Source organism: Dactylosporangium sp. NBC_01737 (assembly GCF_035963215.1).
In the GTDB taxonomy this organism is placed as follows: Bacteria; Actinomycetota; Actinomycetes; order Mycobacteriales; family Micromonosporaceae; genus Dactylosporangium.
Genome location: NZ_CP109153.1, coordinates 10,719,835 through 10,745,479, shown reverse-complemented (window position 1 = coordinate 10,745,479; position 25,645 = coordinate 10,719,835). Strand labels below are relative to the sequence as shown.

Annotated in this window: 28 protein-coding genes and 1 tRNA gene; 17 read left to right on the top strand and 12 right to left on the bottom strand. The window is 71.9% G+C overall.

The window, feature by feature from the left end; genetic code table 11:
- Positions 1 to 81: 81 nt before the first annotated feature.
- Positions 82 to 612, bottom strand: a complete 531-nt coding sequence (locus tag OHA72_RS49405; protein WP_327003031.1) for an SMI1/KNR4 family protein — start codon at positions 610 to 612, stop codon at positions 82 to 84.
- A 52-nt stretch (positions 613 to 664) separates the two neighbouring features.
- On the opposite strand from OHA72_RS49405, the gene OHA72_RS49400 reads away from it, so the two are divergent.
- The gene (locus OHA72_RS49400) at positions 665 to 1,177 is read left to right on the top strand and encodes a nuclear transport factor 2 family protein (protein WP_327003030.1); all 513 of its coding nucleotides are present in this window, start codon (positions 665 to 667) and stop codon (positions 1,175 to 1,177) included.
- Positions 1,178 to 1,476: 299 nt separating this feature from the next.
- Here OHA72_RS49400 and OHA72_RS49395 read toward each other — a convergent pair whose 3' ends face one another.
- The gene (locus OHA72_RS49395; RefSeq protein ID WP_327003029.1) at positions 1,477 to 1,977 is read right to left on the bottom strand and encodes a hypothetical protein; all 501 of its coding nucleotides are present in this window, start codon (positions 1,975 to 1,977) and stop codon (positions 1,477 to 1,479) included.
- Between the two features lie 417 nt (positions 1,978 to 2,394).
- Complete coding sequence (locus tag OHA72_RS49390) at positions 2,395 to 2,901, bottom strand: hypothetical protein (protein WP_327003028.1); 507 nt, start codon at positions 2,899 to 2,901, stop codon at positions 2,395 to 2,397.
- 400 nt (positions 2,902 to 3,301) lie between these two features.
- On the opposite strand from OHA72_RS49390, the gene OHA72_RS49385 reads away from it, so the two are divergent.
- On the top strand, positions 3,302 to 4,417 hold the full coding sequence (locus OHA72_RS49385; RefSeq protein WP_327003027.1) for a MerR family transcriptional regulator: 1,116 nt from the start codon (positions 3,302 to 3,304) through the stop codon (positions 4,415 to 4,417).
- 83 nt (positions 4,418 to 4,500) lie between these two features.
- Positions 4,501 to 4,830, top strand: coding sequence for a hypothetical protein (locus OHA72_RS49380; RefSeq protein ID WP_327003026.1), 330 nt, complete (start codon positions 4,501 to 4,503; stop codon positions 4,828 to 4,830).
- 30 nt (positions 4,831 to 4,860) lie between these two features.
- On the opposite strand, the gene OHA72_RS49375 is transcribed toward OHA72_RS49380, so the two are convergent.
- Entirely contained in the window at positions 4,861 to 5,004 is a 144-nt protein-coding gene (locus tag OHA72_RS49375; protein ID WP_327003025.1) for a hypothetical protein, read from the bottom strand.
- On the opposite strand from OHA72_RS49375, the gene OHA72_RS49370 reads away from it, so the two are divergent.
- The 6 genes from OHA72_RS49370 (at position 5,003) to OHA72_RS49345 (ending at position 9,527) form a co-directional block, all read left to right on the top strand.
- Positions 5,003 to 5,323, top strand: coding sequence for a hypothetical protein (locus OHA72_RS49370; protein WP_327003024.1), 321 nt, complete (start codon positions 5,003 to 5,005; stop codon positions 5,321 to 5,323). The genes OHA72_RS49375 and OHA72_RS49370 overlap by 2 nt on opposite strands.
- 202 nt (positions 5,324 to 5,525) lie before the next feature.
- Positions 5,526 to 6,032 (top strand): YxiG-like protein, encoded by a 507-nt coding sequence (locus tag OHA72_RS49365; protein WP_327003023.1) that lies wholly within the window; start codon positions 5,526 to 5,528, stop codon positions 6,030 to 6,032.
- Positions 6,033 to 6,360: 328 nt separating this feature from the next.
- Positions 6,361 to 7,134: a hypothetical protein gene (locus OHA72_RS49360; protein ID WP_327003022.1), complete on the top strand. Its 774-nt coding sequence runs from the start codon at positions 6,361 to 6,363 to the stop codon at positions 7,132 to 7,134.
- A 108-nt stretch (positions 7,135 to 7,242) separates the two neighbouring features.
- A complete protein-coding gene (locus OHA72_RS49355) occupies positions 7,243 to 7,917 on the top strand; it encodes an HD domain-containing protein (protein ID WP_327003021.1) in 675 nt (224 codons plus the stop codon).
- Between the two features lie 16 nt (positions 7,918 to 7,933).
- On the top strand, positions 7,934 to 8,797 hold the full coding sequence (locus tag OHA72_RS49350) for an MBL fold metallo-hydrolase (protein ID WP_327003020.1): 864 nt from the start codon (positions 7,934 to 7,936) through the stop codon (positions 8,795 to 8,797).
- A gap of 64 nt (positions 8,798 to 8,861) precedes the next feature.
- A complete protein-coding gene (locus OHA72_RS49345; protein WP_327003019.1) occupies positions 8,862 to 9,527 on the top strand; it encodes an MOSC domain-containing protein in 666 nt (221 codons plus the stop codon).
- Positions 9,528 to 9,749: 222 nt separating this feature from the next.
- Here OHA72_RS49345 and OHA72_RS49340 read toward each other — a convergent pair whose 3' ends face one another.
- Together OHA72_RS49340 and OHA72_RS49335 are read right to left on the bottom strand one after the other, a co-directional pair.
- A complete protein-coding gene (locus OHA72_RS49340; protein WP_327003018.1) occupies positions 9,750 to 10,532 on the bottom strand; it encodes a transglycosylase SLT domain-containing protein in 783 nt (260 codons plus the stop codon).
- A 31-nt stretch (positions 10,533 to 10,563) separates the two neighbouring features.
- Positions 10,564 to 11,343: an NlpC/P60 family protein gene (locus OHA72_RS49335; RefSeq protein WP_327003017.1), complete on the bottom strand. Its 780-nt coding sequence runs from the start codon at positions 11,341 to 11,343 to the stop codon at positions 10,564 to 10,566.
- 206 nt (positions 11,344 to 11,549) lie between these two features.
- On the opposite strand from OHA72_RS49335, the gene OHA72_RS49330 reads away from it, so the two are divergent.
- The 3 genes from OHA72_RS49330 (at position 11,550) to OHA72_RS49320 (ending at position 14,200) form a co-directional block, all read left to right on the top strand.
- Entirely contained in the window at positions 11,550 to 12,446 is an 897-nt protein-coding gene (locus tag OHA72_RS49330; RefSeq protein WP_327003016.1) for a helix-turn-helix domain-containing protein, read from the top strand.
- Between the two features lie 100 nt (positions 12,447 to 12,546).
- Positions 12,547 to 13,218 (top strand): ribonuclease HII, encoded by a 672-nt coding sequence (locus OHA72_RS49325; RefSeq protein WP_327003015.1) that lies wholly within the window; start codon positions 12,547 to 12,549, stop codon positions 13,216 to 13,218.
- Between the two features lie 13 nt (positions 13,219 to 13,231).
- Entirely contained in the window at positions 13,232 to 14,200 is a 969-nt protein-coding gene (locus OHA72_RS49320) for a DUF3500 domain-containing protein (protein ID WP_442788413.1), read from the top strand.
- Here the strand turns inward: OHA72_RS49320 and OHA72_RS49315 are convergent.
- The 5 genes from OHA72_RS49315 to OHA72_RS49295 form a co-directional block, all read right to left on the bottom strand.
- A complete protein-coding gene (locus OHA72_RS49315; RefSeq protein ID WP_327003014.1) occupies positions 14,194 to 15,672 on the bottom strand; it encodes a family 43 glycosylhydrolase in 1,479 nt (492 codons plus the stop codon). The genes OHA72_RS49320 and OHA72_RS49315 overlap by 7 nt on opposite strands.
- 81 nt (positions 15,673 to 15,753) lie before the next feature.
- On the bottom strand, positions 15,754 to 16,908 hold the full coding sequence (locus OHA72_RS49310; RefSeq protein WP_327011815.1) for a protein adenylyltransferase SelO: 1,155 nt from the start codon (positions 16,906 to 16,908) through the stop codon (positions 15,754 to 15,756).
- Positions 16,872 to 17,204, bottom strand: coding sequence for a hypothetical protein (locus tag OHA72_RS49305; protein WP_327003013.1), 333 nt, complete (start codon positions 17,202 to 17,204; stop codon positions 16,872 to 16,874). Before OHA72_RS49305 ends, OHA72_RS49310 begins: the two co-directional genes overlap by 37 nt.
- A gap of 21 nt (positions 17,205 to 17,225) precedes the next feature.
- Positions 17,226 to 17,408 carry a hypothetical protein gene (locus OHA72_RS49300; protein WP_327003012.1) on the bottom strand — a complete coding sequence of 61 codons (183 nt, stop codon included), beginning with the start codon at positions 17,406 to 17,408 and terminating at the stop codon, positions 17,226 to 17,228.
- A gap of 22 nt (positions 17,409 to 17,430) precedes the next feature.
- Complete coding sequence (locus OHA72_RS49295) at positions 17,431 to 18,810, bottom strand: MFS transporter (protein WP_327003011.1); 1,380 nt, start codon at positions 18,808 to 18,810, stop codon at positions 17,431 to 17,433.
- Positions 18,811 to 18,901: 91 nt separating this feature from the next.
- On the opposite strand from OHA72_RS49295, the gene OHA72_RS49290 reads away from it, so the two are divergent.
- From OHA72_RS49290 to OHA72_RS49270, 5 genes are all read left to right on the top strand, one after another.
- Complete coding sequence (locus OHA72_RS49290; RefSeq protein ID WP_327003010.1) at positions 18,902 to 19,348, top strand: MarR family winged helix-turn-helix transcriptional regulator; 447 nt, start codon at positions 18,902 to 18,904, stop codon at positions 19,346 to 19,348.
- Positions 19,349 to 19,390: 42 nt separating this feature from the next.
- Positions 19,391 to 19,518, top strand: a tRNA-OTHER gene (locus OHA72_RS49285).
- A gap of 30 nt (positions 19,519 to 19,548) precedes the next feature.
- Complete coding sequence (locus OHA72_RS49280; RefSeq protein ID WP_327003009.1) at positions 19,549 to 21,708, top strand: TerD family protein; 2,160 nt, start codon at positions 19,549 to 19,551, stop codon at positions 21,706 to 21,708.
- Positions 21,709 to 22,001: 293 nt separating this feature from the next.
- Complete coding sequence (locus OHA72_RS49275) at positions 22,002 to 24,419, top strand: AfsR/SARP family transcriptional regulator (protein ID WP_327003008.1); 2,418 nt, start codon at positions 22,002 to 22,004, stop codon at positions 24,417 to 24,419.
- Positions 24,404 to 24,820 (top strand): hypothetical protein, encoded by a 417-nt coding sequence (locus OHA72_RS49270; protein ID WP_327003007.1) that lies wholly within the window; start codon positions 24,404 to 24,406, stop codon positions 24,818 to 24,820. The genes OHA72_RS49275 and OHA72_RS49270 overlap by 16 nt, the downstream gene beginning before the upstream one ends.
- Here the strand turns inward: OHA72_RS49270 and OHA72_RS49265 are convergent.
- A complete protein-coding gene (locus OHA72_RS49265; protein ID WP_327003006.1) occupies positions 24,796 to 25,578 on the bottom strand; it encodes an SDR family NAD(P)-dependent oxidoreductase in 783 nt (260 codons plus the stop codon). The genes OHA72_RS49270 and OHA72_RS49265 overlap by 25 nt on opposite strands.
- Positions 25,579 to 25,645 lie beyond the last annotated feature (67 nt).

Here is a 25,645-nt window from a genome sequence, read left to right as displayed (position 1 = left end):
TCGCTGCTCGTCACGATCGGTGATTGACCCGGCGGCTCTGGCGGCTTCCTGAACTGCCGATGTCAGTGCATCCTGCCGTCATCATTCTGAGATGCCCAGCCACGGGTCCGCTCGCAGGGCGGCGAGCGTCTCCAGGTGGTATTCGGTGGCAGTCGCAATGAGGGCGTCGAGGGTGGGGAACTCGCCCACGCCCCCCTGGGCCAGCCAGCACACCCGAGGCGCCGATTTGAGGTCGAGCAGGATGACGCTCAGGCTCGACTCGGCCGCACCGATGACGAGGTACCGGTCGCGGGAGAGCCCGAACTGCCGGCCGCTGCCCTCGTCGTACGCCTCGACGATCACCCAAGCCTGTACGGTGGCCGGCCCGTCGATCAACTCGGCGATCGGCAGCATGTCCGTCTGCCCGTCGAGTCCGACCCAGCCATCGCAGTAGGTCAGAAACTCCGTGTACGACTGGGGGAGATCGACGCGTAGCCTGAGCGCAGCCAGGTCCGAAGGGCTCGCGCCCGGGTTGGGACCGCCGTGCCGGAAGATCTCATGCACGTCGGCGAGTTCCACGTCGCGGCCGACAGCTGCCGCTCGTTCCATCACATCCTGAAATGTGAACTCCACGCTTCCCCACCGTCGGTCGCCGCCGGTCGCGCCACGGCGGCATGTCGGATCGATGATCCACCGTTACGGCGTGTCAGGCGAGCGCCGCGGCAGCGCAACCGGGCTGAGCGCTTGCCCCCAGGTACGTCGTGAGGCGTCAATCGAGGGTGGGATCGAACCGTATGCTGGCGCGGTGATCGACTTTCGCGCTGCAGTTGAGGCACGTGACCCCGACGCCATCGCGGCGACGCTGGCCGACGACGTGGTGTTCCGCAGTCCCGTGGCGTTCAAGCCCTACCCGGGCAAGGCCATCACCGCTGCGATTCTGCGTGGCGTGCTGCGGGTCTTCGAGGACTTCCGGTACGTCCGTGAGTTCGGCGACGAGGGCGGCCGCGACCACGCGCTGGTGTTCGCGGCACGGATCGGCGACGTCGCCGTCGAGGGCTGCGATTTCCTGCACCTGGACGAGCGCGGCCTGATCGACGAGTTGACCGTCATGGTTCGCCCGTTGTCCGCCGCGCAGGCCTTGGCCACCGCGATGGCCGGCCAGTTCGAGCAGATCCAACGCGAGGCCGCCGCCGGATAGGCTCGCCACCCGCCCGCTGCCCACGGCAGGATCACACCAACGTCAGGTGCGCGGACCTGCCGCAGCTGCATGCGCGCTCATGCCGCGAGTGTTGCGCGGCGCCAGAACCTCCGTCGTCACAGTGAGTGACAGACCAAGCGGCGCCGAGGCTTCCGCTCCTGCCGATGAGCGAGCACGTGACCTTGGCCGGGTTGAGATGCCTCGTTCGTCCATCGTGTGGGTATCGCGCTGCCCTGGTAACGAGTCGGTCATGGACCAGATCGAACGTGCCTGGCCGCGGTGCCGGGCCGGACGCGTCGCTATGTCGGTGACGCGCTGGGCTTCGGGTAGCGGTTGCTGATCCGTGTTGCGTAGGCCTCGACGTCCCAGGAGGTGACGCCCGCCGCCCGGTCGACGGTGAGACTGAAGGGCCCAAGGCTCTCAGGGTCATCGTCAAAACGCGGGAACAACGGTTGTGTGCCGGCCCACTTGCCGATGCACTCGCATTCGTGTGTCTGGGTGAAGCCACTCTTTGCGCTCACGCGGAACGACACGGTGCCGTCGCCGGCGCATCGCGCCCGAAAGTGAAACATATACCCTTCGGGCCTCGGGACCTCGGGCGGCGGGGTGACAGGGAAGGTATCTTCGATGTGTGCGGCGCCGTCCGTGGTCGAGCTCCAAGCGCCGACCAGCACGTCGTTGGAGCCGGGGGTGGCCTCAGTCAGTGGCACAGCCGGGCGCACCGCGCCGGTGGTGCAGGCGGTCAGACCGGCCGCCACCACCGCTGCCGCGAGGAACTGTGCGACCACCCTGGGCTTCATGACAGCAGGGTACGGCGCGCGGCACGTTCGCGTGGCCCTCCTGCTCGCCGGTACCGGCGAGCAGCCGGCGTGGACGGTGGTGAGCGCAGAGCGACCGCTGGCGCCGACAAGTGCCCTTGACCACGCGTCCGGAAGTAGCCGCCAAGCGAGCGCTGCAAGTCGTTGGCAGCCGTCACGCTGCGTGCGACCATTCGGCGCCATGAGCGCAGCCGTTCAGACCGCGAGTCGCGGAAGGGGTCGCCAAAGAACTGCCGGCACTCGGGCCAACGAACACAGCCCTAGAACGGAGGCGACCACTGGCCATACCAGGTCGGCGGGACCTCAGTGGGCGGCCACATCTCCTGCCGTTGTGGGTACCTCTCGTCAGGCCACAGGCGTCCAGCCCACTCGCACTCAGGGATGGCGCTTTCCCAGTCATCAACGCAACGGTAGGCCCACTCGCGACCAACCAGAACCGGTCGAGTCAGCACTTCGTGACCAGCGGCCTGCACCCGCAGGACCAGACAGCCCTTCGATCCCCGGGTCGGCCCTCGGCCCATACCGCAAACCGCCACCCAGGGAGTCGGACACGTCGAAAAGCCACGGTTCCAGCACGGCCGGGTCGCTACCCGTCAACTGCATTCCGTCCAGTGTCATCAGAGGCCCGCGAACGGCGTCCGCCGCAATGCAGAACAGTTGACCGGATCCGAGGAAGTACTCATAGAGCGCTGGCTCTGCCAGCTTCCAACCCAGCTCAACACCGAGGAGTTCCGGAAACGAAGGATCCGCTTGGAATCGGCGTAGCTCACGGGCTTCGGGCAGTGCTGCGGCAGCTTGCCCCACGGTCATGCCGAATCGCAACGGCCCGACACCTTCCATGGGCGTGATGGCCCAACTCGGGCGGACAACCTGCGCATCGGCTCGTTCAACCTCTTCCGGTGTCATGCGACCCACACCTTCTTCTGCTGGATCAATTGCATCCCCACACACCGTCGACCAAGGCAGCCACGGCGACTCAGACAGCTTGAATGGGTGCGCTCTCATGCCGCTGTTCGCGCCCTTGGCCTGTCCGTCTCGCGCCAAGGTACTTCCATAGAGGGGAGACCCGACTTCATAACGCGATGTGTGGTCGGGTCTCCGCCTGATGAGCCGCAGTGATCCACGGCTTACCGCGCGCTGGCGGTCGATCGCGCCGCAGTTCGCCGACGGCTCTCACGCCCCGTATATCGCAGTCGGCGCCTGGGGCCGCAGGCTGGGCGCGCAAGTAGCCATTGAGCGGAAACTCGATCATGTCGGTAGCGGGGCGCTTGCTCCTCACGTGGCGTCATGCCCGATAGTCGGTTGCGTGGAGGAGCACCTGACCGTGGGGCGTGTGGCGGGGTTGGCCGGCGTCAGCATCCGCACGCTGCATCACTATGACGAGATCGGCCTTCTGCAGCCGTCCACGCGAACCGCGGCGGGGCACCGGGCCTACTCCGCGGGCGATGTGGAACGGCTCCGGGAGGTGCTCGCGTACCGGCGACTCGGCTTCGGATTGCGGGAGATCGCGGATCTGGTCGACGATCCGGCCACGGACGCAGTCGCGCACCTGTGCCGGCTGCGCGGCCTGCTGATGGATCAGCGCGACCGCGCTGCTGCCATGGTGGCGGCCATAGACAGGGAACTGGACGCACGGGCCATGGGGATCAGGACGACGCCAGAGGAGCAGCTGAAAATGTTCGGCGCGCAGTTGTACGACGCCATCGGATCCGCGTACCCCGCGACGCGGCGCACCGAGCCGCGGATCGCCATGCGAATCTGGGATGCGTTGGGGGACGCACGGACGGTGCTGAACGTCGGGGCTGGCACCGGCTCCTACGAGCCCTCCGATCGCGACGTTACGGCGGTGGAACCGTCGGCAGTCATGCGGGCGCAGCGCCTCCCGGGTGCGGCGCCGTGCGTGGCCGCCGCTGCGGAAAGTCTGCCGTTCGAGGATCAGTCCTTTGACGCCGCGATGGCGGTCAGCACCGTCCATCATTGGCAGGACCCGGTCGCCGGGTTGCGTGAGATGCGGCGGGTGGCCCGCCGCGTGGTGGTGTTCACGTACGACGCCGAGGACACCGGCTGGCGTCAGCGGTTCTGGCTCACCCGCGACTACCTGCCTGAGTTCGCGGACCTTCTCGTCGGCTGGCCCTCACTGGCCGATCTGACCGGCGCGATCGGAGGACGCGCGGAGCCTGTGCTCGTCCCGTGGGACTGCCATGACGGCTTCTTCGAGGCGTACTGGCGCCGGCCCGAAGCGTACCTGGACGACCATGTCCGCCGCGCGGTCTCGGTGTGGACCAGAGTTGGACCGCAGGCTGAGCAACGGGCAGTCAGCACACTTCGCGAAGACCTCTCTTCAGGCCGGTGGGCAGAGCGCAACCGTGACCTCGTCGCCCTGGACACCGCAGAACTCGGCCTCCGCCTACTCGTAGCCTGAACCACACCCCGCGGGACGCGCAGATCCGATGCACGCTCTATGCCGCTGGTCGTGCGCGCTTGCCGCCCAGGGTGGATCACGACGTGTTGTGCACCATCACGCCTCATGTTCGCGGGTTGCTCGGCCACCGGCTGGTCTCGGTCAGCGTCCTGATCGAGAACACCGGCGGCGTCCCGTTCATGACCGATATCGAGAAGTACGCCTGGCTCGTCGACAAGACCGGCCGGACGCACCCGCGCAACACCGCCATGACCGACGCCCGCCAGCTCCATCCCGCCTCCGTGCTCCCTCCGAGATCGCTGAACGGCCGCGAGATCATCTTCGAGGTGAAGGGCAACGTGGACCTCACCCGGTTCCGCCTGAGTCTCCACCCGGGCGTGGCCAAGCAAACCCAGGACTGGCGCCTCACCTGATCGACGCACGGACGCAACTCCAGAGACCCGTCACGCCTCGTGACGCGCATCAGCATCGGCCGGTGCGCGGACAAGGCCGATGAGCGTGCGGGCGAGCGGTGGACGTGACCAATGAAGCGCCGCACGCGTAATGGAGATGCGCGCCGAGGTGATCCGCTGGACGATGGTGTTCATGGCCGAACGAGTGATGTTCGTACAGTTGAAAACCGGTCACAACACCGACAAAGGACCCGCTTGGGTCAGCCGTGTGCGCTTCAACAAGAGTTGGAAGACGGCCTACTGGCACGGCAAGACCCTCCACCGCTGGCCGGGCATGTTCGACGCCAATTTTTACGACGTCGAGACGCACGAGGAGTACTGGCTCTCCGGGCCCCACCGTGACCAGGCCGACACTCGCTACAGCAACATCCGACCCGAGATCGACGATGATGTCCGTGAGGTATACGAAGCGTTCCTCCGCGGGGCACCCCTGCCGGGTCGGGAGCACGGTTAGCTCCCAGCGGTCCGTCGTTCATGCCCGGCCCCGAGCTCGCCCGCTATGCCGCCGTTGGTGCGCGGCGGCCGGTCGCTGCTCGTCACGATCGGTGATCGACCCGGCGGCACTGGCGGCTTCCTGAACTGCCGAATTGAGTGCATGGACACCGGCGTGGCCAAAGTCGCTCGCCGGAACAGTTGGCGTGCGCGATGATCCCGAGATGGACGGGTCCGAGATCCAGGCAGCGTTCGACGACGTCTTCGATCAGGCCATCGTCTTTCATGGGTTCGCCGACTACATGCGTGACTACGACGTCTTCGTCTACGCCGCCGCCGATCCTCGCCTTGGTATCGCGCCGGAGCACCTCCGGTACCGGTTCAAACACTGTGTGCGCGTCTTGGCTACATCCGCCCTGTCGCCGCAGATCTGGAGGCAATCGCTCGACGAGCGGCTCGTGGACTGTACGCAAGACGGTGACCTCAACGGCTACGTATGGGGCGTCAAGTGGCAGGCGCTGTATCCCGGCATGAATCTCGTGCAGGATTCGATCGATGCCCAGCGCTGGTCGCGTGAGGTAGGCCTACCGTTCTACGAAGCGACCATCAAGACGAACAGCCACAACATCTCGCTGATCTTTTCGGATCTGGTCGTCGACGACGTAGGCGCCGGGTACGCACCATTCGTCGTGCCCGACGATGGACCGGGCTTCAAGATCCCCACCTTGTAGATCGCCCCCCGAGCCTCCTTCAAGGATGACCGCACAGGCCGCCGACCGTGCTTTCATCCGCTGGCTGGCAGCGCCCGGATCTGCTGCCGGTCGCGCGTCGTCATCCTGGTGAGTGTGGTGCGGGCGGCTCGCCGGCGTCGCGCCGCGGCCGGATGACGGCAGAGCGACGGCTGGGCGGTGCCTGCCCGGCCGGCGCTCTGTGCTCAGTTGGTCAGGTCGATCAGTAGGGGCCGTACAGGTTGCGGCACGGGCACCTCAGGCCCGGGCCCTGGACCGGGCCAGATGCCGCCGGGGTGCGCGGCTCGGGCGGTGCTGGTTCGCCGGGCCGGTGCTCGTTCGTGACAGTGTGCGGATGCCTGACGGGTGCGATACTTCCGGTCGTGGTGCAGATCGATGCGGCGGCCGTTGGTGTCGTGCCTGGTGGTTCGGGTGGGACGCGAGGCGCTCATCCGGCAGACATCGGTCGAGGGCTGCTGTGATCGTCAACATGGGCGGCGACCTGGTCGAGGTGTCGAAGGCCGTTGCGGCGGACTTCACCGACTGGCACGACGAGCAGTTCGCCGCGATGAAGTACGCCGACCGGTTGCTGCACTTCCCGGATCCTCGTTGGCGCTGCGCGTACCTCGGCAAGGGCGAGGAGAAGGCTGCCTTCTGTGTCTGCGACCACCGGCAGCGGGTCTTCGTCGTTGAGGTGATCGACGAACGGACCTATCTGAACGGCAGGTTCGTTACCGGGACCTATTTTCTGCAGCGTCGCGTGGCGGGTGTGACCGGTGTCGACTTCGATGGCAGGGCGCTGATCGGGCTGCGGTTCACCGGGCTGGTGAAGGTCCGGGAGTTCGTCGACGGCTACGAATGGGCCCGCTTCCAGTGGCGCTCTGACCGCCGGAGCTGGCTCGATCGGCCGTTGACCGCCTTCCTGCAGGTCGTCTTCGGCGCGCGGTATGACGCCTACCAGCGGCGATACCGCGACGTTCACGAACGCAACGTGCTGTTCGAGGTCCGTACTCTGAGCCAGCCAGGCGTTCCAGGACTGGTCAGGGACGCCGCCGGACGGGTTCGGCTGGTCAGGATCGGACTGCAACCGGTCGACCTGCGCTGAACAACCGCCGAATCGGCTCGAGGCGCAGCCATCACACCGGAGCGTCCGCTTCCGATCGCGGATGTTCGCCGGCGCTCGTGTCGTCCGGGCGTGGCTACTGTTGGCGGCATGGTCTCGCCTGTCCTGCGCGGTGCGCTCACCGACCGATCCGAGTTGCTGCCGCTGCGGGAACTGCCGGTCGAGGCGACCACGCTACTGGACGTGCTGCACGCGCAGCCTCGCCTGGCGGCGCACCTGCGTCTGGTCCACGACGTCGCTGCGGCGCTCACCGTGGCGCTGGAGCGGCGGTGCCCTGGCCTGGCGTTCGACCGGGTTGCCGTGCTGTTCGGCGCGGCGACCCACGACATCGGCAAGGTCGCCCATCCCGCTGAGTTGACCGGCTCCGGATCGGCGCACGAGCCGGCCGGCCACGCGCTGCTGCTCGCCCACGGCGTGCCGGAGCGGCTCGCCCGTTTCGCCGGCACCCATGGCACCTGGAAGGACCAGGACCGGACCGTCGAGGACCTGCTCGTCAGCCTGGCCGACAAGATCTGGAAGGGTCAGCGCGTCGCCGGCCTGGAAGACCTCGTCGTCGACCGGATCGCCGCAGCGACCGGCCAACCGAGGTGGCAGGCGTTCCTCAGCCTCGACGAGATCCTCGACGATCTCGCCACCGACGCAGACCAACGCCTGGCCTTTCAGTCCGCCTACAGCGCAAGCCGGGATGTGTACGGTGCGGCGGGCCGAGAACAGGTCGCCTCGCCCTTCGCCCGGCGCGGCGTCAGCAGTCCTGGCAACGCATGATCCGGTGGAGGTAGGCGTGGTGCAGCTCGTTGACTTCGTGGTCGGGGTGCCGCAGGTGCGGGGCATCGACGTGCGGTGGATGTCGGGGTCGCCGTCGGCGAAGCACAACACCGATCCGGACATTCAGGTGTACGCGTACGACGCGCACACCTACATCCTGCGGCAGAACAAGGCGGTCCATTACGAGGCGCCGTTTCTGTACCTGCTGTTCGGCAATGAGCGGGCGATGCTGCTGGACACCGGGGCGACCGAGGCCGAGCGGTACTTCCCGTTGCGCGGCACGGTCGACGGGCTGATCGAGCAGTGGTTGGCAGAGCACCCGCGGCCGGGGTACCAGCTGCTGGTGCTGCATACGCACAGCCACGGCGACCACGTCGCGGGGGACGGGCAGTTCGCCGGGCGGCCGGACACGACCGTGGTGCCGGCCGACCGGAGCGGGGCGTGGGCGTACTTCGGCTTCGACGCCGACCCGCAGCGCGCCGGACGGGTCGACCTCGGCGGCCGGGTGCTGGAGTGCCTGGCCACTCCCGGGCACGATGCGGCGGCGGTGACGTACTACGACCCGTACACCGGGTTTCTGCTCACGGGTGACACGGTGTACCCGGGGCGCCTGTACGTGGAGGATCTCGCGGCGTACCGCGTGAGCATCGAACGGATGATTGCCTTTGCGGACAGTCATCCGGTCACCCATGTCATGGGCTGTCACATCGAGATGTCGACCGAGCCCGGCGTGGACTACCCGGTGCGCACCACCTACCAGCCGGACGAGCCGCCGCTGCAGATGACCGTCGAGCAGCTCCGGCAGGTCGGTGCGGCGTTCGGCAGCATCGACGCGACGGCGGGCCGGCACCCGTACCAGAGCTTCATCATCTGCATATGAGGCAGGCGGCCGGGGCGGCGATATTGGGCGGCGGGCGGCGGCCCGGATGGCTAGATTGACCGGCGTGAGCAGGATCGTCTCGGTCAACCTGGCGGCGGCGCCGGAGCCCAACCCGGTCAAGCGGGTCGGGGTCACGGGCATCAACAAGCGGCCGGTCGACCGCCTGGTCGAGGTGCGCGCGCCGGGGCCCAAGACGACCGGGCTGCACAGCGGCCTGGTCGGGGACCACGTCTGCGACGTCGACAACCACGGCGGCGACGATCAGGCGGTGTACGCGTACGCGCGGGAAGACTACGACTGGTGGCAGGCGCGGCTGAGTCGCCGGCTGGGCGACGGGCTGTTCGGGGAGAACCTGACGACCGAGGAGCTCGACGTCAACGGCGCGGTCATCGGCGAGCGGTGGCGGGTCGGCCCGCGACTGGTGCTGCAGCCGACGTTCGGCCGCATCCCGTGCGTCACCTTCCAGCACAAGATGGGCGAGCCGCGCTGGGTGAAGACGTTCGCGCGGGCGAACCGGCCCGGCGCATACCTGCGGGTGCTGGAGCCGGGTGCGGTGTGGGCCGGGGATCCGGTGACCGTCGAGGACCGCCCGGCACACGGGGTGACGATCGCGCGGGCGTTCCGGGCGTACATGACCGAGCCGGAGCTGCTGCCCGCGCTGCTCGAGGTCGACGGCCTGCCCGACGACCTGCGCGAGACCCTCGCGGAGCGCCTGGTGAAACGGCGGTAGGTACTGGACCGGTCCGCACTGCGCGACAATCACGGATACGTCTCGCACTCCACCATGAGCAGCGTCGAGCTCTTGGAACTGCCGTAGCCGCGACAGTTCGAGCCCGCCGTGCTGCCGAACCCGCCGCCGACCGGCGGCAGGCGGGGGAGTGAACCCCGCCCGCCGCCGGCCCCGCCGGTCAGCGACCGGCACCGAGGAGCACACCGGCGGTGATCAGCCGCCTCAGCACTGGCCCACCATGGTCTTGACGTCGTACGTGGTGGAGATCCACGTGTCGGCGGCGTACCCGGTCGCGCCGGTGGCCGGGTTGGTGATCCGGTCCCAGGTCGACGAGGGCCAGTAGCCGCCGCCGACGTACTCGCCGAACGTGTAGCAGGCGATGGTCACGACGGCGCCATAGGCGGCGGAGCCGACCGGGCCGTAGCCGGTGCCCGGGCCGGACCGGATGGTCAGCGACGGGCTGGCCAGGATCGTGCCGGTGACGGTGGGCGTGCCGCCGCCGAGGCGGTCGACCGCGGCCTGGGCGGCCGACAGGTAGCCGGCGTAGGCGCCGTTGTTGTACGTCGACCACGGCTGCCAGTACGTGCCGCTGTAGGAGATCGTGTAGGCGGCGTTGGCGTTGCACTGGGCGTTGTAGGCGCAGGTGTCGTTGACCTCGGGGTGCCAGCAGTTGTTGATCTGCCACAGGCCCCGGTCGAGCGAGCCGTTCGGGCAGCCGGTGCCGGCCGGGTTGCTGCCGACCGCCGACGGGTTGCACGAGGACTCGGCCATCGCGATGGCGACGGCGGTGACGAGGGAGTTGCCGCGGAAGCCGGCGCTGTAGCCGACCTGCGCACACAGGTCGATGCCGACCGCGGCGATCTGTGCGCCGTTGGATGCCACGGTACCGGTGGCAGGACCGCCGATGCTGGCGGGCTTCGCGGGAGCCGGGGCGGCGTTCGCGGCGGCGGGCGCCGCGAGGATCAGCGCCAGGGCGAGCAGCGCGAGGAGGGGGAGGCGACGCATCGCATTCCTTTCACGGCAGAGGCTTGCTTGCTCAGCGCCCGGCCCATTCCGGGTCGGCGTAGGACCAGCCGATGTAGGGGGCGCCCGGCCAGTTGATGTTCACGCGGCGCACGGTCGGGGCGGAGGTGATGTAGTTGCCGTTGCCCTCCGACAGCATCACGTGGCCGAAGTTGCCGTTGATCGGTGCGGCGTTGAAGAACACGAGCGCGCCCGCCGGCGGGGTGCCGGTCGTGTGGATCAGGCCGCGGTTGTACAGGGCGTTGTAGTGCACGATCGCGGACGCGTAGCCGCTGGCGGCCCGGCCGTAGGCGTGGCCGACGAAGTTGTCGCACCAGCCATCCCACGCGTGGTTGGAGTCGCCGAGGTCGCCGTTGGTGTACGCCTGCCCGATCACCGAGCGGGCCCACGCGAGGGCCCGGTCCTCGCGGGTGCCGGTCGGCGGGTTCGTGCCGCACTCGGGCTCGCCCGGCAGGTACTGGTTGAAGCCGGGGGTGTTGGTGTAGTAGTCGCTGATCCAGCCCACGGCCGGCGAGCTGATCTGGTGCCAGACCGAGTTGCCGTTGATGTTGCGGCCGTGCACGGCGCATTCGGCGGTGAAGCCGGTGCCGTCGCCGAGCACGGCCACCGCCGACGCGCCCGCGTCGTAGGGACTCGTGCGGACCTGGAGCCCGACGCCGCCGGTGCCGGCGACGCTGTACCCGCTGATGCCTGCCGCCGCCGGTGCGGCCGTGCCGGCCAGCAGGGCGGCGGTCATGCCCGCGGCGAGCAGGAGCGCGGCGAGCCGTGATGATCTGACGTTGCGATGGAGCACGCGTGTCCTCCTGTGGTGAAGGTTGAAGAATGCGCACGCGACGGCGATTCGGATACGCGCGTGATCATGTTCGGCGCGTGAGATCCTATTGACCGGCGCCAATCGGGTGGGCATTCGTTGCCGGGCCCGATCTTTCCCGTGCGCCGGGTTGGAAAGCACGGGCTTGACGCAGGTTGACACCAGGATTTCCACGGAAGGGAGCGGCCATGACGGGTCAAAACGGAAGTTTCGCCGGCCAGGCGTCCGCCGACGACCGGCTCACCGAATTCGTCGCCGATCTTGCCGAGTTGCGCCGGGAGGCGGGCCAGCCGTCGCTGCGGAAGATGGCCGGGGCGAGTCATTACTCGCACACCGCGCTGTCGAGCGTGCTGTCGGGGATGCGCCTGCCGTCGCAGGAGCTGACCCTGGCGTTCGTGCGGGCCTGCGGCGGCGACGACCAGGCGTGGCGGGAGCGCTGGCGGCGCGAGCACGACCTGCTGCACGGCCCGGCCGCCGCACCCGGGCCCTCGTCCGGACCCTCGCCCGCATCCGGGGCCGGGTCCGATCCCGCCGCGGACACCCTGGACCGCCGCCGGTTGGCCCTGACGGTCGGGATCGCCGCGCTGGTCGTGGTGCTGGTCCTGGCGGTCGCCGCCGCCACCGGCGCGTTCACGTCAGGGCAGCCCACCGGCCAGGCCGCCTCCCCGCAGGCGTCCGCGCCGCCCGCCGGCGCACCCGACGGCAGCGACCCGCAGGAGCAGCGTTGCCAGCTCGACGCGGTCAGCGCCCGCACGGTACCGATCCCGGGCCCGGACGCGTCGCAGCCGGCCTACGGGAGCCTCACGCTGCGATACTCGCCGCACTGCCACGCCGCCTGGCCACTGTTCGTGTCCAGCGAGCGCGTGCCGACCGGCGCCACGATCCGGCTGCGTGCCAGCCGGCCGTCCGACGGCGCGGCGAGCGAGTTCGACTACCCGTACATGGTCCGCCCGCAGGTGTTCAGCGTCTTCGGCAACGTGCTGCAGACCGCCAGGGGCTGCGTGTCGGTCGCGGTGGAGATCACCGCCCCGCAGAACGCCGGCGCGCTCGCCACCGCCGAGACCCCGTGCCTGCAGCCGTCGTAGGTCTGATTGACTGGGGCGTCGTGAGCCGGACAGCCGAGGGAGCCGCACCTTGCCCGCACGAGCCACAGGAACGCCGCGAGCCGCGCGCGGGACGCGGAAGGTGGTGCCGACGCTGGACGTCGAGACCGAGCTGTGGGGGCGGGGCCACCTGACGGTCGCCGGCATGGACGAGGTCGGCCGCGGGGCGTGGGCCGGGCCGATCACCGTCGGCATCGCGGTCCTCGCCCGTGGTTGCCCGCCGGTGCCCGACGGGCTCGCCGACTCGAAGTTCCTGTCCGAGGCGCAGCGGGAGCGGATGGTGCCCGTCGTGCGGGACTGGGTCGGGCACTGGGCGGTCGGTGAGGCGACCGTCGAGGAGGTCGACCGGCTCGGCGTCACCGCGGCGCTGCGGACCGCGGGCTGGCGGGCGCTCGCCGCGCTGCCACGGCACCCCGACGTGATCATCCTCGACGGCGGGCACGACTATCTCAGCGACCCGATGGAGGAGACGCTGTTCTGCCCGGAGCGCAGCATCCCGCCGGTCCGCACCGAGGTGAAGGGCGACGCGCGCTGCGCCGTGGTCTCGGCGGCCTCGATCCTGGCGAAGTCGCACCGTGACCTGCACATGGCCGCGCTCGCGACGGATTTCCCGCAGTACGGGTGGGAGCGCAACGCCGGCTACGGGGGCGCCGCCGAGCACCTCGACGGGGTCGCCGCGCACGGGCTCAGCGTGCACCACCGCCGCTCGTGGCGGGTCGACGTGGCACTGCCGGCCGGAACGGCGGCGTCATGAGCACGGCGGCGTCATGAGCAGCGGCATGAGCACGGCGGCGGCGATGCGGGCCGAGGCGGCCACTCTGCTGCGCGCGGCGCCGGTGGCAGGGCTGCCGTTCGCCGACGACGCGCACCGCCGCTGGATCGAGTACCGGCCGCGGCCCCGGCCCGGCGTGAGCCTCGGCGCGCTGGACCCGGACGGCCGCAAGGTCGCGCACCGGCTCCTGGCGACCGCGCTGCGCCCGCACGCGTTCGCGCAGGCGACCGTGATCCTCGCCCTGGAGGAGGTGCTGGACCGCGAGGAGGGGTACCGGCGCGGCCGGCACAGCAACGACTACACCGTGGTCGTGTTCGGCACGCCGGCCGTGGGGGAGCGGTGGGGCTGGCGGTTCGAGGGCCACCACCTGTCGGTGACGATGACCCTCGACGGCGACACGGTCTCCCCGGCGCCGGTGTTCCTGGGCGCGAACCCGCTCGCCACCTGGTACCGCGGCCGCCCGGTCGTGCGTCCGCTCGCGCCGGAGGAGGACCTCGGCTGGGAGCTCCTCGACGCGGTGCCGCGGCCGCTGCTGTCCCGGGTGGTGCTGGACCCGGCCGCGCCGCCGGACATCCACAGTGGACCGCGGGCGGCGCTGCGGCCGATCCCGTCCGGGATCCCGGCGGCAGAGCTGCCCGACCCGGCCCGGCGGCTGCTCGACGACCTCGTCGCGGTCTACCTGGACCGGCTGCCCGCCGACATCGCACCCGCCGTCGACCGGGACCGGCTGTCGTTCGCGTGGGAGGGCGCCACGGAGCGCACCGGCCGGCACTACTACCGCGTGCAGGGCCCCGACCTGCTCATCGAGTACGACAACACCGCCGACGACCTGAACCACGCGCACACCGTGCTGCGCCGCCCCGGCTCCGACTTCGGCGCCGACGTCCTGGCCGGTCACCGCGCCGAGTGGCACGGGACCGGCCAGGCCTCCGGTCAGATCTCCGGTCAGATCTCCGGTCAGTAGACGAACGGCCAGCCGGCCGCGTCCCAGCCGAGGCGGTTGATGCCGAGGAACGACGCGCCGCTGTCGGCGTAGTAGTGGTAGACGAGCACGTCGCCGTCGGTGTCGGCGATGACCGCCTGGTGGCCCGGCCCGTGGATCGAGCCGTGGCCGGCGAGGACCTGGGTGCCGCCGCCGGCGGTCATGGCGGTGCCGTTGCGGTCGGTGTAGGGGCCGGTGACGCTGGTGGAGCGGCCGACCATGACCCGGTAGGTGCTGGCGGCGCCCTGGCAGCACACGTCGAAGGACACGAACAGGTAGTAGGCGCCGGCGTGCTGGAAGACGAACGGGGCCTCGACCGCACCGTTCGCGCCCGTACGGGTCGACAGTGCCCGCACGGCCGTGTCGGTGGTGGACCGCCGCCCGGTGGCCGGGTCGAGCCGGATCAGCTTGATGCCGCTCCAGAACGAGCCGAACGTCAGCCACCACTGCCCGGCGCCGTCGACGACGAGGTTCGGGTCGATGGCGTTGTAGTTGACGCTCGTGCTGCTCTCGATGACCAGGCCCTGGTTCGTCCACGAGCCGGACGCCCCGGTCGGGCTGGTCGCCAGGAAGATCGCCGACCGTTGGGACCCGAACGTCGACGCCGAGTAGTAGAGGTAGTACTGGCCGTTGCGGTAGGAGATGTCCGGCGCCCACAGGTTGGCGCTGCCGCCGGTGTACGCGGTGGTCCAGGGCGCGCCGCCGGGCCAGACCGCCCCGGCGCTGCGCCAGGCGACACGGTCCGTGGACGTCTTGAGCGCCAGGTTGTTGCCGGTGGCCGCGAGCAGGTACGTGCCGGCCGGGGTCTTCGTCACCGACGGGTCGTGCGCGCCGGTCGAGCCGGTGACGGTGCCCGGGTTCGGGTACGCGGCCGGCGGTGTGGGCGCGTTCGAGCTCGGCGGCGTCGAGGTCGGCGGCGTCGTTCCGACGCGAACGAGTTGGAACTGCTGGCTGGCGGCGTCGGTGTCGGTGGACTGCGACACCCGGGCGCCGTCGGCGGTGGACGCCTGCCAGACGTCGAGAGCCTTGCCGCTGTTGCGGTTGATGAACTGGACGTAGCCGCCGCTGGTGTCCACGACGGACCACTGCTGGTTGGTGCCGCCGTTGTTCGGCCACTGCACGACGTCGGCGCCGTCGGCGGTGGACCTGGCGGAGACGTCGACGACCTTGCCGCTGTGCCGGGCGCGGAGCCGGTAGTAGCCGCTGCCGGCGTCGACGAACTGGAACTGCTGGCTGGTGGCGCCGGTGCCGGTCTGCTGGACGATGCCGGCGCCGTCGGCAGTGGACGCGCCGGCGACGGCCAGGGTCCTGCCGCTGTGCCGGGCGGTGAGCTGGTAGTAGGCGGTCGGGTCGATCGTCGCCGCGCCGGCGGGCTGCAGTGCGACGACGGCGGCGCCGGCCGCCACGGCCGCGGCGGCGGCCAGGCCGAGCCAGGTCCTGCGGGAGGTGGTCACGGCGACGATTGTTAGCGCTCTCATGGGCGTCGGTCAATGGGTCGCGTCCGCCGAACGCGGCGTGACGTGGAACTTTCAGGTTCAGGTGCCACAGAAGGTCTGGTACGAGCCGAAGTCCGCCGGTGCCGGGGCGGCATAGCGGTCCAGCCCGGGCCGCTCGGTGTACGGGTCGCTCACGACGTCGACGAGGCGTGTGAGCGCTCCCAGGTCGCCACCGGTCGCGGCGGCGAGAGCCTCCTCGACGAGGTGGTTGCGGGGGATGTAGACGGGGTTCACCCGGTCCATCGCGTCCGCGTCGGGGGCGAGCGCCAGCCAGCGCTGGATCCACGCGGCCGCGAGGGGGTCGGGCAGCAGCCGGCGGACCGGCCCGGCGTCGCCGCGGGCGGCCGCGGCCAGGGCGCGGTAGCTCGACGTGTGGTCGACGCCGCCGGCCTCCAGCAGCGTGAGCAGGTCCTTCACGAGTGCCGCGGCGACCTCGTCGTCGAGTCCGGCGGGCAGGCCGAGCTTCGCCCGCATGCCGGCCGACCACGCATCGTCATACCGGCGGCGGAAACCGTGCAACGACGCCGTCGCGAGCTCCACGGCCCGCTCCTGGTCGCCGTCGATGAGCGGCAGCAGCGTCTCGGCGAGCCGGGCGAGGTTCCACTCCGCGACGACCGGCTGGTTGCCGTAGGCATACCGCCCGCTGTGGTCGATGGAGCTGTAGACCGTCGCAGGGTCGAACGCGTCCATGAACGCGCACGGCCCGTAGTCGATGGTCTCGCCGGAGATGGTCATGTTGTCGGTGTTCATGACGCCGTGCACGAACCCGGCGAGCATCCACTGGGCGACCAGGGACGCCTGCGCGGCGGCGACCGCCTCGAACAGCGCCAGGTAGGGCCGCTCTGCGCCGGCGGCCGCCGGATGGTGCCGGGCGATCGCGTGGTCGGCGAGGCGCCGCAGCAGGTCGGGGTCGCCGGTGACGGTGGCGTACTGAAAGCTGCCGACCCGCAGGTGGCTGCTCGCGACGCGGGCGAGCACGGCACCCGGCAGCATGGTCTCGCGGCGCACCGGGCGGCCGGTCGCCACCACGGCGAGGGCCCGGGTCGTCGGGATGCCCAGGGCGTGCATCGCGCGGCTGACGACGTACTCGCGCAGCATCGGGCCGACCGCGGCGAGCCCGTCGCCGCCACGCGCGAACGGCGTGCGCCCCGACCCTTTCAGGTGCAGGTCGCGGAGCCGGCCGCCGGCCTCGATCTCGCCGAGCAGCAGCGCCCTGCCGTCGCCGAGCCGCGGGAGAAGCCGCCGAACTGGTGCCCGGAATACGCCTGCGCGACCGGGGTGGCGCCGTTGAGCCCGGCCGCGCCGGTCAGCAGCCGCACGCCGTCGGGGCCGCGCAGCCAGGCCGGGTCGAAGCCGAGCTCGCCGGCGAGGTCCTCGTCGAGCACGAGCAGCAGCGGCTCGGCGACCGCTTCGGCCTGCCACGGCACCGCCATCTCGGGCAGGTCGCGGGCGAAGCGGTTGTCCAGGGTCACGGTCGGCGCTGTGCTCACCCGGTCGAGACTACGTCGGCGTCAGGCGGGCTCGCGCACGCCGCCGGGGTCGGCGCCGCCGCCGTCGTCGCCGGGCATCGGCTCGACCGGCGCCTCCGGCAGCTCGTCCGGGGTGTCGGGCAGCAGCTCACCGGCGTCGTCGGGCACGGCCTCGGCCGGATCGATCGGTGGGTACTCGTTGGGGTCAAGATCCGGGTTCGCCATCCCGCCAGTATCTGCCAAGCCCTCACCCTCCGCCCGTCGAAGCGGCAGGCCGTTCCTGCGGTGCCAGGGATCCACCGGGTGGCCGGCCGTGCCGCGGCAGCAGCAGGCTGAGCGCCGCGACGGCCACGCCGAGCCCGGCCGCCAGGCCGAACACCACGCCGTAGCCACCGGCGGTCGCGAGCACGGCGAGGCCGATCGCCCCGCCGACCTGGCTCGCGGTGCCGGCCAGCCCGCCCGCGGTCCCCGCGTCGCCCCCGGGGACCCCGGCGGTCGCCACGGCCATGAGGGTGGGGAACGTCAGCCCGATGCCCACCGCGACCAGCAGCATCGGCCCGAGCAGCCCGGTGACGTAGCCGCCGCCGGCGCCGGCCCGGACGAGCCAGCCGAACCCGGCCACGAGACAGGCGCAGCCGGCCAGCAGCAGCGCCCGCGCCCCGGCCCGCGGGAGCAGCCCGGCGGCCAGCCGCGCGACCACCACGAACGTCACCGCCGCCGGGGTCTGCCCGAGCCCGGACTGCAGCGCGCTGTAGCCGTGGACGTCCTGCAGGAGCAGCGACGTGAAGTACCACATCGCGATGGCGATCCCGCCGGACAGCAGCAGCATGCCGTTGCCGGCGGCCACCCCGGGCACGCCGAACAGCCGCAGCGGCACCATCGGCCGGGTCGCGAACCGCGCCTCCACCACGACGAACGCGGCCAGCAGCAGCACGCCCGCCGCGACCGGCCCGGCGACCCGCCCGGACGTCCAGCCGTGCCCGGCGCTCTGCATGACTCCCCAGACCAGAGCGGTCAGCCCGGCGGTCCCGGTGACCGCGCCGGTGAGGTCGAGGGCCCCGCGCCGGCCGGTCCGCGTGGCGGTCAGCGACACCATGGCCACCGCGATGAGCGCGGCGCCGATCGGCACGTTGATGAGGAACACCCACTCCCACGACAGGCCGGTGGTGATGGTGCCGCCGGCGATCGCGCCGACCATCCCGCCGACGCCGCCCGCCGCGGACCACGCGCCGAACGCCCGCGCGTCCTGGAACGAGGTGTTGAGCACCGCGAGGGTCGCCGGGGCCAGCGCCGCCGCGCCCAGCCCCTGCGCGACGCGGGCCGCCACCAGGACCTCCGGGGTGCTCGCGAGCCCGGCGGCCAGGCTGGCCGCGGAGAACAGCGCCAGACCGCCGACCAGCATCCGGCGGTGGCCGAACAGGTCGGCGGCGCGCCCGCCCGGCAGCATGAAGCCGGCGAACGCCAGCAGGTAGCCGTTCACCACCCAGGCCAGGCCGGTCGCGGTGAAGCCGAGGTCGCGCTGGATCGAGGGCAGGGCGACGTTCACGATGGACACGTCCAGGATCACCATGAACTGGCAGGCGCACACCAGCGCCAGGACCGTCCACCCCGGCACGGCCCGCGTCACGACTGCCGTCCCGCCATGGCTGCCCCCGATGTCGTAGAATTAGTTACGCGCATAATGTTATGTGCGTAACTAAGCTGTCAAGGAGCACGCCGTGGACTTCGCCCGAGCCGACGCCATCAACCAGGCGATCCGCCTGCTGAGCCTGCGGCACCGGGCCCGGGCGGCCGCGCTGCTGGTCCCGCTCGGGCTGCACCCCGGCCAGGAGACGCTCCTGCTGGAGCTGGCCCGGACCGGCCCGATGATCCAGGCGCAGCTCAGCGAGACGCTCGGCTGCGAGCCGCCCAGCGTCACCCTCATGACCCGCAAGCTGGAGGCCGCCGGCCACATCCGCCGCGAGCCGGCCCCCACTGACAAGCGGGCCACCGTCGTCGCGCTCACCGACAGCGGCCGGGCCCTCGTCGAGCGGCTCAGGCAGCTGTGGTGCGACCTGGCCGAGGAGACCGTGGCCGGCCTGCCCGCCGACACGGTCGAGCAGCTGCCCGACGTCCTGAACACCATCACCGGCAACGTCGACGGCAGGCGCCGCCGGCCGGCGTAACTCGTTGGCGCCGGCCGCCGGGCCGGTGCGATCATCGACGTCGGGTCGCTAGCTCAATTGGTAGAGCATTCGGCTGAGTAGCGCGTCCGCTCTCCGCCTGTGCGGTCATGGGAGTGCTTCCTTCTCCTTGTTGGACCGAAGGGTTCGGGGTTCGAGTCCCCGGCGACCCACTGTCACCACCAGCGCAACGGGAGGCGCGCGTGCTCGAGAAGCTGATCATTGGCAAGACCCTGCGCGTGCCGGCGAGCACCGGCGCGGCCGGCGACGGCACGCCCGTGGCCCGGCAGCTGGATGCGGCGCTGCTCGATGCCGGGTTCTCCGCGTCGCAGCCGCTGCTGGAGCACGTCGGCGCGCTGGCGCCCGCCCCGGCGATGGACCTGGCCGCCACGATCGTGTCCGCGGTGCGCGAGCTGGTCGGCGACCACGTCCAGCACAACGCCTACTTCATCGGCTTCCCGCACGACGTGCCGGACACCGTCGAGTTCTGGACGCAGCGCCTGCGGGCCGCCGTCCTCGCCGGCGGCGGCACCGCGTCCGACGCGCAGCTGCGCGACGCCGTCGTCTCCGGCGGGGTCAACCTGCTCGACCTGCCGGGCTACGGCACCTACCAGCACACCTACGCCGACCTGCTGGCCGCGCACGACGCCCTGATCGCCTCCGCGGGCGACCGGCTGACGCTGCTGCGTCTCGGCGACACCGCCGAGGTCGAGGCGACGCGGCTCTACCTGGCCATGGCCGGCAGCACCACGCCCCTCGGCGAGGCGGACCTCGCGCTCCTCAGCCAGCTCGCCGTCGCCTGCGTGGACGGCGCGCAGCCCGCCGAGATCCCGGTGCGCGAGCACCGCGCCGTGCTCAACGGGGTCCGGCTCGTCCTCGGCCGGCCGCTGGTCGGGGTGGACACCACGACCGACGTGCTGCGCCTCGCCTGCCACGTGTCCGGCGGCGACGGCTCGCTCGCGACCCCCACCAGGTTCCGGTCGTTCCGGCGCCCGGAGCGGCGGATCCTGCTGGCCGCGCTCGACAAGGTCGTCGGCGCGAGCCCGGCCAAGCTCGGTGACGTCACGCGCCACGCGGAGCCGTGGAAGCGGCTCGGCGAGCGGCTGCACCCGCACGAGCACCAGCAGTGGCCGCACGCACGGGAGGTGTTCGCGGTCGCACGCGGCGAGCGGCGGGTGCCCAACCTCGCCGGCCGCGCGGAGGCGGCGCTGCGCGCCGGGGCCATCGCGCCGGCCGCGTCGGTGCTGTCGGCCGCGCCGGGCCTGCTCCTGCGCTCCGCCGACCGGCTGCTGCGCCTGGCGCCGGCCTCGGAGCGGGCCACCGTGGTCGAAGCGGTCACGGGCGCGCTCGGCTCGGCGTCCGCCCGGGTGCTCTGCTCACTGCGGGAGCACGTCGGCAACCGGCTGACGCCCGCGTCCGCCCGGATGTACGCGAACCGCTCCCGCCGCGCGTGGATCGGTCCGGACGAGCGGCCACCGCTGCCGGCCGGGCTGGTCGCGGAGCTGTCGGCACTGCTGGACGCGCAGATCGGCGCCCGGCTGCCGCAGCCGCAGCACCCGCTGCTGGTGGACCCGGACGTGCTCGACGTCGCGCTGCCGCTGTCCGGCAAGGCGTCGGCCGGCGGGTTCGCGGTGCTGCCGCGGGGCTCACGGGCACCGGTCTCCGGCGAGCTGCTGCGCTTCTTCACCTACTGGCGCCAGACCAGCCGCCGCACCGACTTCGACCTGTCCGTGCTGCTGCTCGACGAGGGCTTCCACACCGCCGGTCAGGTGTCCTACACGAACTACCACCACGACGGCATCGTGCACTCCGGCGACATCACCGACGCGCCGGACGGGGCGACGGAGTTCATCGACGTGCCCCTGACGGTCAGCGCACCGTACGTGGTGCCGCAGGTCTACATCTACTCGGGGGAGTCGTTCGACGAGGTCGCCGAGTCGATGTTCGGCTACCAGACCCGCACCCTGCAGCAGCGCGGCGCCCCGTTCGACGCCCGGACCGTCCGGGTCCGTTCGGACCTGCGCGGCCAGGGCCGCATCGCCCTGCCGATGGTGTTCGCCAACGGCGAGCGCGGCTGGCAGGCGGTGTGGCTGCACCTGTACATGCAGGGCCGGCCGAACTTCAACCGCGTCGAGGAGAACATGTTCACCACGGCCGACCGGGTCCGTGCGGTGCTGGAGCGGCGCTACCTCACCGTGTCCTACCTGATCGACCTGTGGCGGGCACGGACCGAGGTGACGACGTGGGACGGCCGGCTGCCGGACGAGCCGGTCACCTTCATCGGCATCGAGGCCCCCGGCGACCTGCCGGACGGATCGGAGACCTATACGCTGGACCGGCTCAGCGAGCTGATCCCCGGGTAAGACGGCGACGGCCGAGGCCATGCGGGCGCTTCCTGCTATTCCGTTCGAATCGGGAACCTCCGCGCAAGCGGAGGATCTGGTATCCAGCACCCGCGCTTTCCTCGGCCGTCCGCGGGGTCACCTCACCGGCTGTGGCCGGGACCGGGGCCCGTCCGGTGACCGGACGGTGTCGTCCTGACCGACCTACGCCGTTTGGTTGCCTGGCGCGGGTGTCGTACATGCGGCTGACAGACGAATCGTTCATTGGGGAACCTGTGGAGCCCGAGCAGAAGATCCAATGAGGGAGCGACGCCGTGCACGGTACGGACCTCATGGTCGGTGTGCTCGGCCCGACGGTCGTGCGGCGCGGCGGCCGCGACGTCGCCTTCGGGGGACCGGCGCCACGCACGGTGCTGTGCCGGCTGGTCGTGGCCGGCGGGCGGTTCGTGTCCATCGACGCGCTGGTCGACAGCCTCTGGCCGCACGAGCCGCCGCCGAGCGCCCGGATCACCGCGCAGGGCTACCTGTCGGTGCTGCGCCGGGCCCTCGAACCGGACCGGCCACCGCGGCGGCCAGGGCGGCTGCTCGTCCGCGACGGCACCGGGTACGCGCTGCGCCTGGACCCCGGCACGCTGGACGCCGACCGGTTCGACACGAACCTGCGGCGGGGGAGGGACCTGCTCGCCGGCGGTGACGCCAGGTCCGCCCTCGCGTGCCTCGACGAGGCCCTGGCATCGTGGCGGGGACCGGCGTACGCCGACTGCGCCGGACACCCGTTCGTCGTCGCGGAGTCGCAGCGGCTGCAGGAGCTGCGCACCGCCGCCGCCGAGCACCGCCTCGCGGCGCTGATCGAGCTCGGCGCGCACGACACCGCGGCGGCGCAGCTGCGGGCGTTCCTCGCCGAGCATCCGCTGCGGGAGCACGCCTGGGCGTTGCTGGCACGGGCGCTGTACCTCACCGGCCGGCAGGGCGACGCCCTCGCGGTGCTGCGCGACGCCCGGCGCCGCCTGGTGGACGAGCTCGGCGTCGAGCCGGGCGCCGCGCTCACCGGCCTGCACCACGAGATCCTGACCCACGCCGTGGATCCCTCCACAAAGGACGCGGGGACGGGCAACCTGCCGCACACCGTCTCGACGCTCGTGGGGCGCGGCGCGGAGCGGCACGCCGTCACCGATCTGCTGCGCAGTCACCGCCTCGTCACCCTCACCGGCGCGGGCGGGATGGGCAAGACCCGGCTCGCCCTGGCGGTCGCCGCCGCCCGTTCGGACCCTGACGGCCCATGGCTGGTCGAGCTGGCCGGTCTGCACGAGCCCGCCGTGCTCGCCGATCGGGTCTGCGCGGCGTTGCGCATCTGCGGCACCGGCAGCGCCGACACCCTGATCGCGGCGCTGCGCGGGCGGGAGGTGCTCATCATCCTCGACAACTGTGAGCACCTCGTCGCCGCGGCCGGGGCCCTGGCCTCGGCGCTGCTCAGCGCCTGCCCGCACGTGAGGATCCTGGCCACCAGCCGCGAGTCGCTGCGTGTCGACGGGGAGCAGCTGTACGACGTGCCCCCGCTGACCGGCGACGAGGCGGTCGAACTGTTCACCGCCAGGGCCGCGGCGGTGCTGAGCGGCTGGAACCCCGGCCCGGACGAGCGGCGCCAGGTCGCCCGGCTCTGCGCGGCACTGGACGGCATGCCCCTCGCGATCGAGTTCGCCGCCGCGCAGAGCCGGATGCTGTCGCCGCGGCAGATCCTGGCGCACGACCGGTTCGCGGTCCTCGCCGGGGCGCGCACCGCCAGCCGGCACTCGACGATGCTCGGGCTGATGGACGCGTGGTACGAGCTGCTGACCGCCGCCGAGCAGGACCTGCTGGAGGCCCTCGCGGTGTTCGAGGGCGGCTTCGGGCTCGCCGGCGCCGACGCCGTCGCGGGGCGCGGCGACACCCGCACCGTCCTCACCGCCCTGGTGGAGAAGTCGCTGGTGACGGTCGCGGCCGGCGGCGACGACCGGCGGTTCCTGCTGCTGGAGACCATCCGGCAGTACGCGGTGCGCCGCACGCCCGACGGCCGGCGGCAGGTGCTGAGCGACCGGCACACCGCGTGGGTGCTGGACCTCGCCGACGCCGCCGGTGAGCAGCTGCGGGGACCCTCCGCCGCAGGGTGGATGCGGCGGCTGCACCTGGAGAGCGACAACGTGCGGGCGGCGCTGCGCCGGGCGGCCGCGGCCGGCGACACCGCCACTGTGCTGCGCATCGCCGGTGGCCTGCACTGGTTCTGGTACCGCCAGGGCCGCGTCACCGACGGGCTGCGCTGCTCGCGCCGGCGCTGCGGCAGGCGGACCCGCGGGTCCACGACCACGCGTGGATCGCCCGCGCCGCCGTCGGGCTCGCGCTGCTGCGGTACCTCAGCGGCGCCCACGACCTGGTCGCCGACGCCCTCGCGGTGGCCGCGCGGCACGGCGCCGCGACCGGTGACCTGGCGGTGCGGGCGCAGGTGCTGGCGACGATCGCGTACTTCGAGGCCGGCGGCGGCGACCCGCGGGCCGCGGCCGCCGGCGCCACCGAGGCGCTCACGCTGGCGCGGGCGGCGGGTCACCGGGCCACGGCGGCCGAGGCGCTCATGTGTCTCGGCGAGGCGCAGCGCCGCAGCGGCCGGCCGGAGCGGGCGGCGGAGACGTTCACCGCCGCCCTGCGCGAGGCCGGCGCGTGCGGTCACGGCTGGGCGACGGTGTCCGTGCTGTGGCTGCTGAGCAAGGTCGAGCTGTCGGTCGACCGGCCCGCCCGGGCGGCGCCGCTGATCCGGCGGATGCTCGAGGAGGCGTACCGCGGCGCCGACACGACCGGATGGCTGGTGGCCGTGGCGATGTCCGCGCACCTGCTGGCGTGCGCGGGCCGCGACGGCGACGCCGCGGACCTGCTGGGCACGGTCCGGGCCGTCGGCGCCCGCGTCGGCTACCAGGCCGAGGCGATGGACGCCGAGCTGGCCGGCTACCTCGCGCCGATCCCCGACCGGCCCGGGATCCCGGACCGGTCGATGGCGGAGACGATGGCCTGGCTCCGGTCAGCGGGACCGTTCGCTCCCGAACCCCGCAGGGGCGGTTCCACCCTTGCGGGGTGGGGCGGTGCTCATCCCTGCGGGGCGGGCAGCTGAACCCCGGTGAGGTCGGCGCACCGGGCCAGCAGGGCGTCCAGCAGCGCCGGATCCAGGGCGGTGCCGTCCGGCCGCCAGTCGCGGTCGCTGAAGTACCGGCCGGTGACCAGCGCGCCGGCGTCGGTGCCGACGGCGAGGCGCACCTGGCCCCGCGCTGCGTCCCGCGGGCTGGTCGGTGCGGCGTCGCCGCCCATGCCGGTGCGCACCCAGCCGGGATCCAGGGCGTTGCTCAACGTCGACGGCCAGCGGCGGGCGATGGCGACGGCGAGCATCAGGTCCAGCAACTTCGTGGTCGAGTACGCCGCGTACCCGTTCCAGGGCCGCCGCTCGTACTGCAGGTCTGTGAGGTCGGCGGCACCTTCGGCGGCCATCGCCGACGACACGAACACCAGGCGTTCCGGCTGCGGGAGCAGCGCCGTCAGCAGGTACGGCGCGAGCACGTTGACCTGGAACATCGACTCGAGGCCGTCGCCGGTCACCTCCCGCTCGGAGCTGTCCAGCCGGGCGATGCCGGCGTTGTGCACGATGGCGTCGAAACGGCCGTACGCCCGCAGCGATCCCGCGAGCGCCGTCGTCTCGGCGAGCGAGCGCAGGTCACCCACCACGATCCCGGCCGCGCCCGGCAGCGCGGCCTTGGCGTCCGCGGCCCGGTCCTCGTTGCGGGCGTGCACGACCACGCGGTGGCCGCCGTCGATGAGCTGGGCCGCGGTGTGCCGGCCGATGCCGTCCACGGAGCCGGTGACAAGTACGTTGCGCATGATGATCCCTTTCGTCGTGTGCCGCCCCACGATGATCGTGACCATTGGGAATCCGTTGGGACCCGTT

Bases quoted from the DNA above. Each gene is read 5' to 3' on its own strand.
- OHA72_RS49395 (WP_327003029.1), bottom strand. From the start codon at position 1,977: ATGAAGCCCAGGGTGGTCGCACAGTTCCTCGCGGCAGCGGTGGTGGCG.
- OHA72_RS49365 (WP_327003023.1), top strand. From the start codon at position 5,526: ATGGACGGGTCCGAGATCCAGGCAGCGTTCGACGACGTCTTCGATCAG.
- OHA72_RS49400 (WP_327003030.1), top strand. From the start codon at position 665: ATGATCCACCGTTACGGCGTGTCAGGCGAGCGCCGCGGCAGCGCAACC.
- OHA72_RS49370 (WP_327003024.1), top strand. From the start codon at position 5,003: ATGGCCGAACGAGTGATGTTCGTACAGTTGAAAACCGGTCACAACACC.
- OHA72_RS49330 (WP_327003016.1), top strand. From the start codon at position 11,550: ATGACGGGTCAAAACGGAAGTTTCGCCGGCCAGGCGTCCGCCGACGAC.
- OHA72_RS49340 (WP_327003018.1), bottom strand. From the start codon at position 10,532: ATGCGTCGCCTCCCCCTCCTCGCGCTGCTCGCCCTGGCGCTGATCCTC.
- OHA72_RS49320 (WP_442788413.1), top strand. From the start codon at position 13,232: ATGAGCAGCGGCATGAGCACGGCGGCGGCGATGCGGGCCGAGGCGGCC.
- OHA72_RS49300 (WP_327003012.1), bottom strand. From the start codon at position 17,408: ATGGCGAACCCGGATCTTGACCCCAACGAGTACCCACCGATCGATCCG.
- OHA72_RS49355 (WP_327003021.1), top strand. From the start codon at position 7,243: ATGGTCTCGCCTGTCCTGCGCGGTGCGCTCACCGACCGATCCGAGTTG.
- OHA72_RS49375 (WP_327003025.1), bottom strand. From the start codon at position 5,004: ATGAACACCATCGTCCAGCGGATCACCTCGGCGCGCATCTCCATTACG.
- OHA72_RS49390 (WP_327003028.1), bottom strand. From the start codon at position 2,901: ATGACACCGGAAGAGGTTGAACGAGCCGATGCGCAGGTTGTCCGCCCG.
- OHA72_RS49265 (WP_327003006.1), bottom strand. From the start codon at position 25,578: ATGCGCAACGTACTTGTCACCGGCTCCGTGGACGGCATCGGCCGGCAC.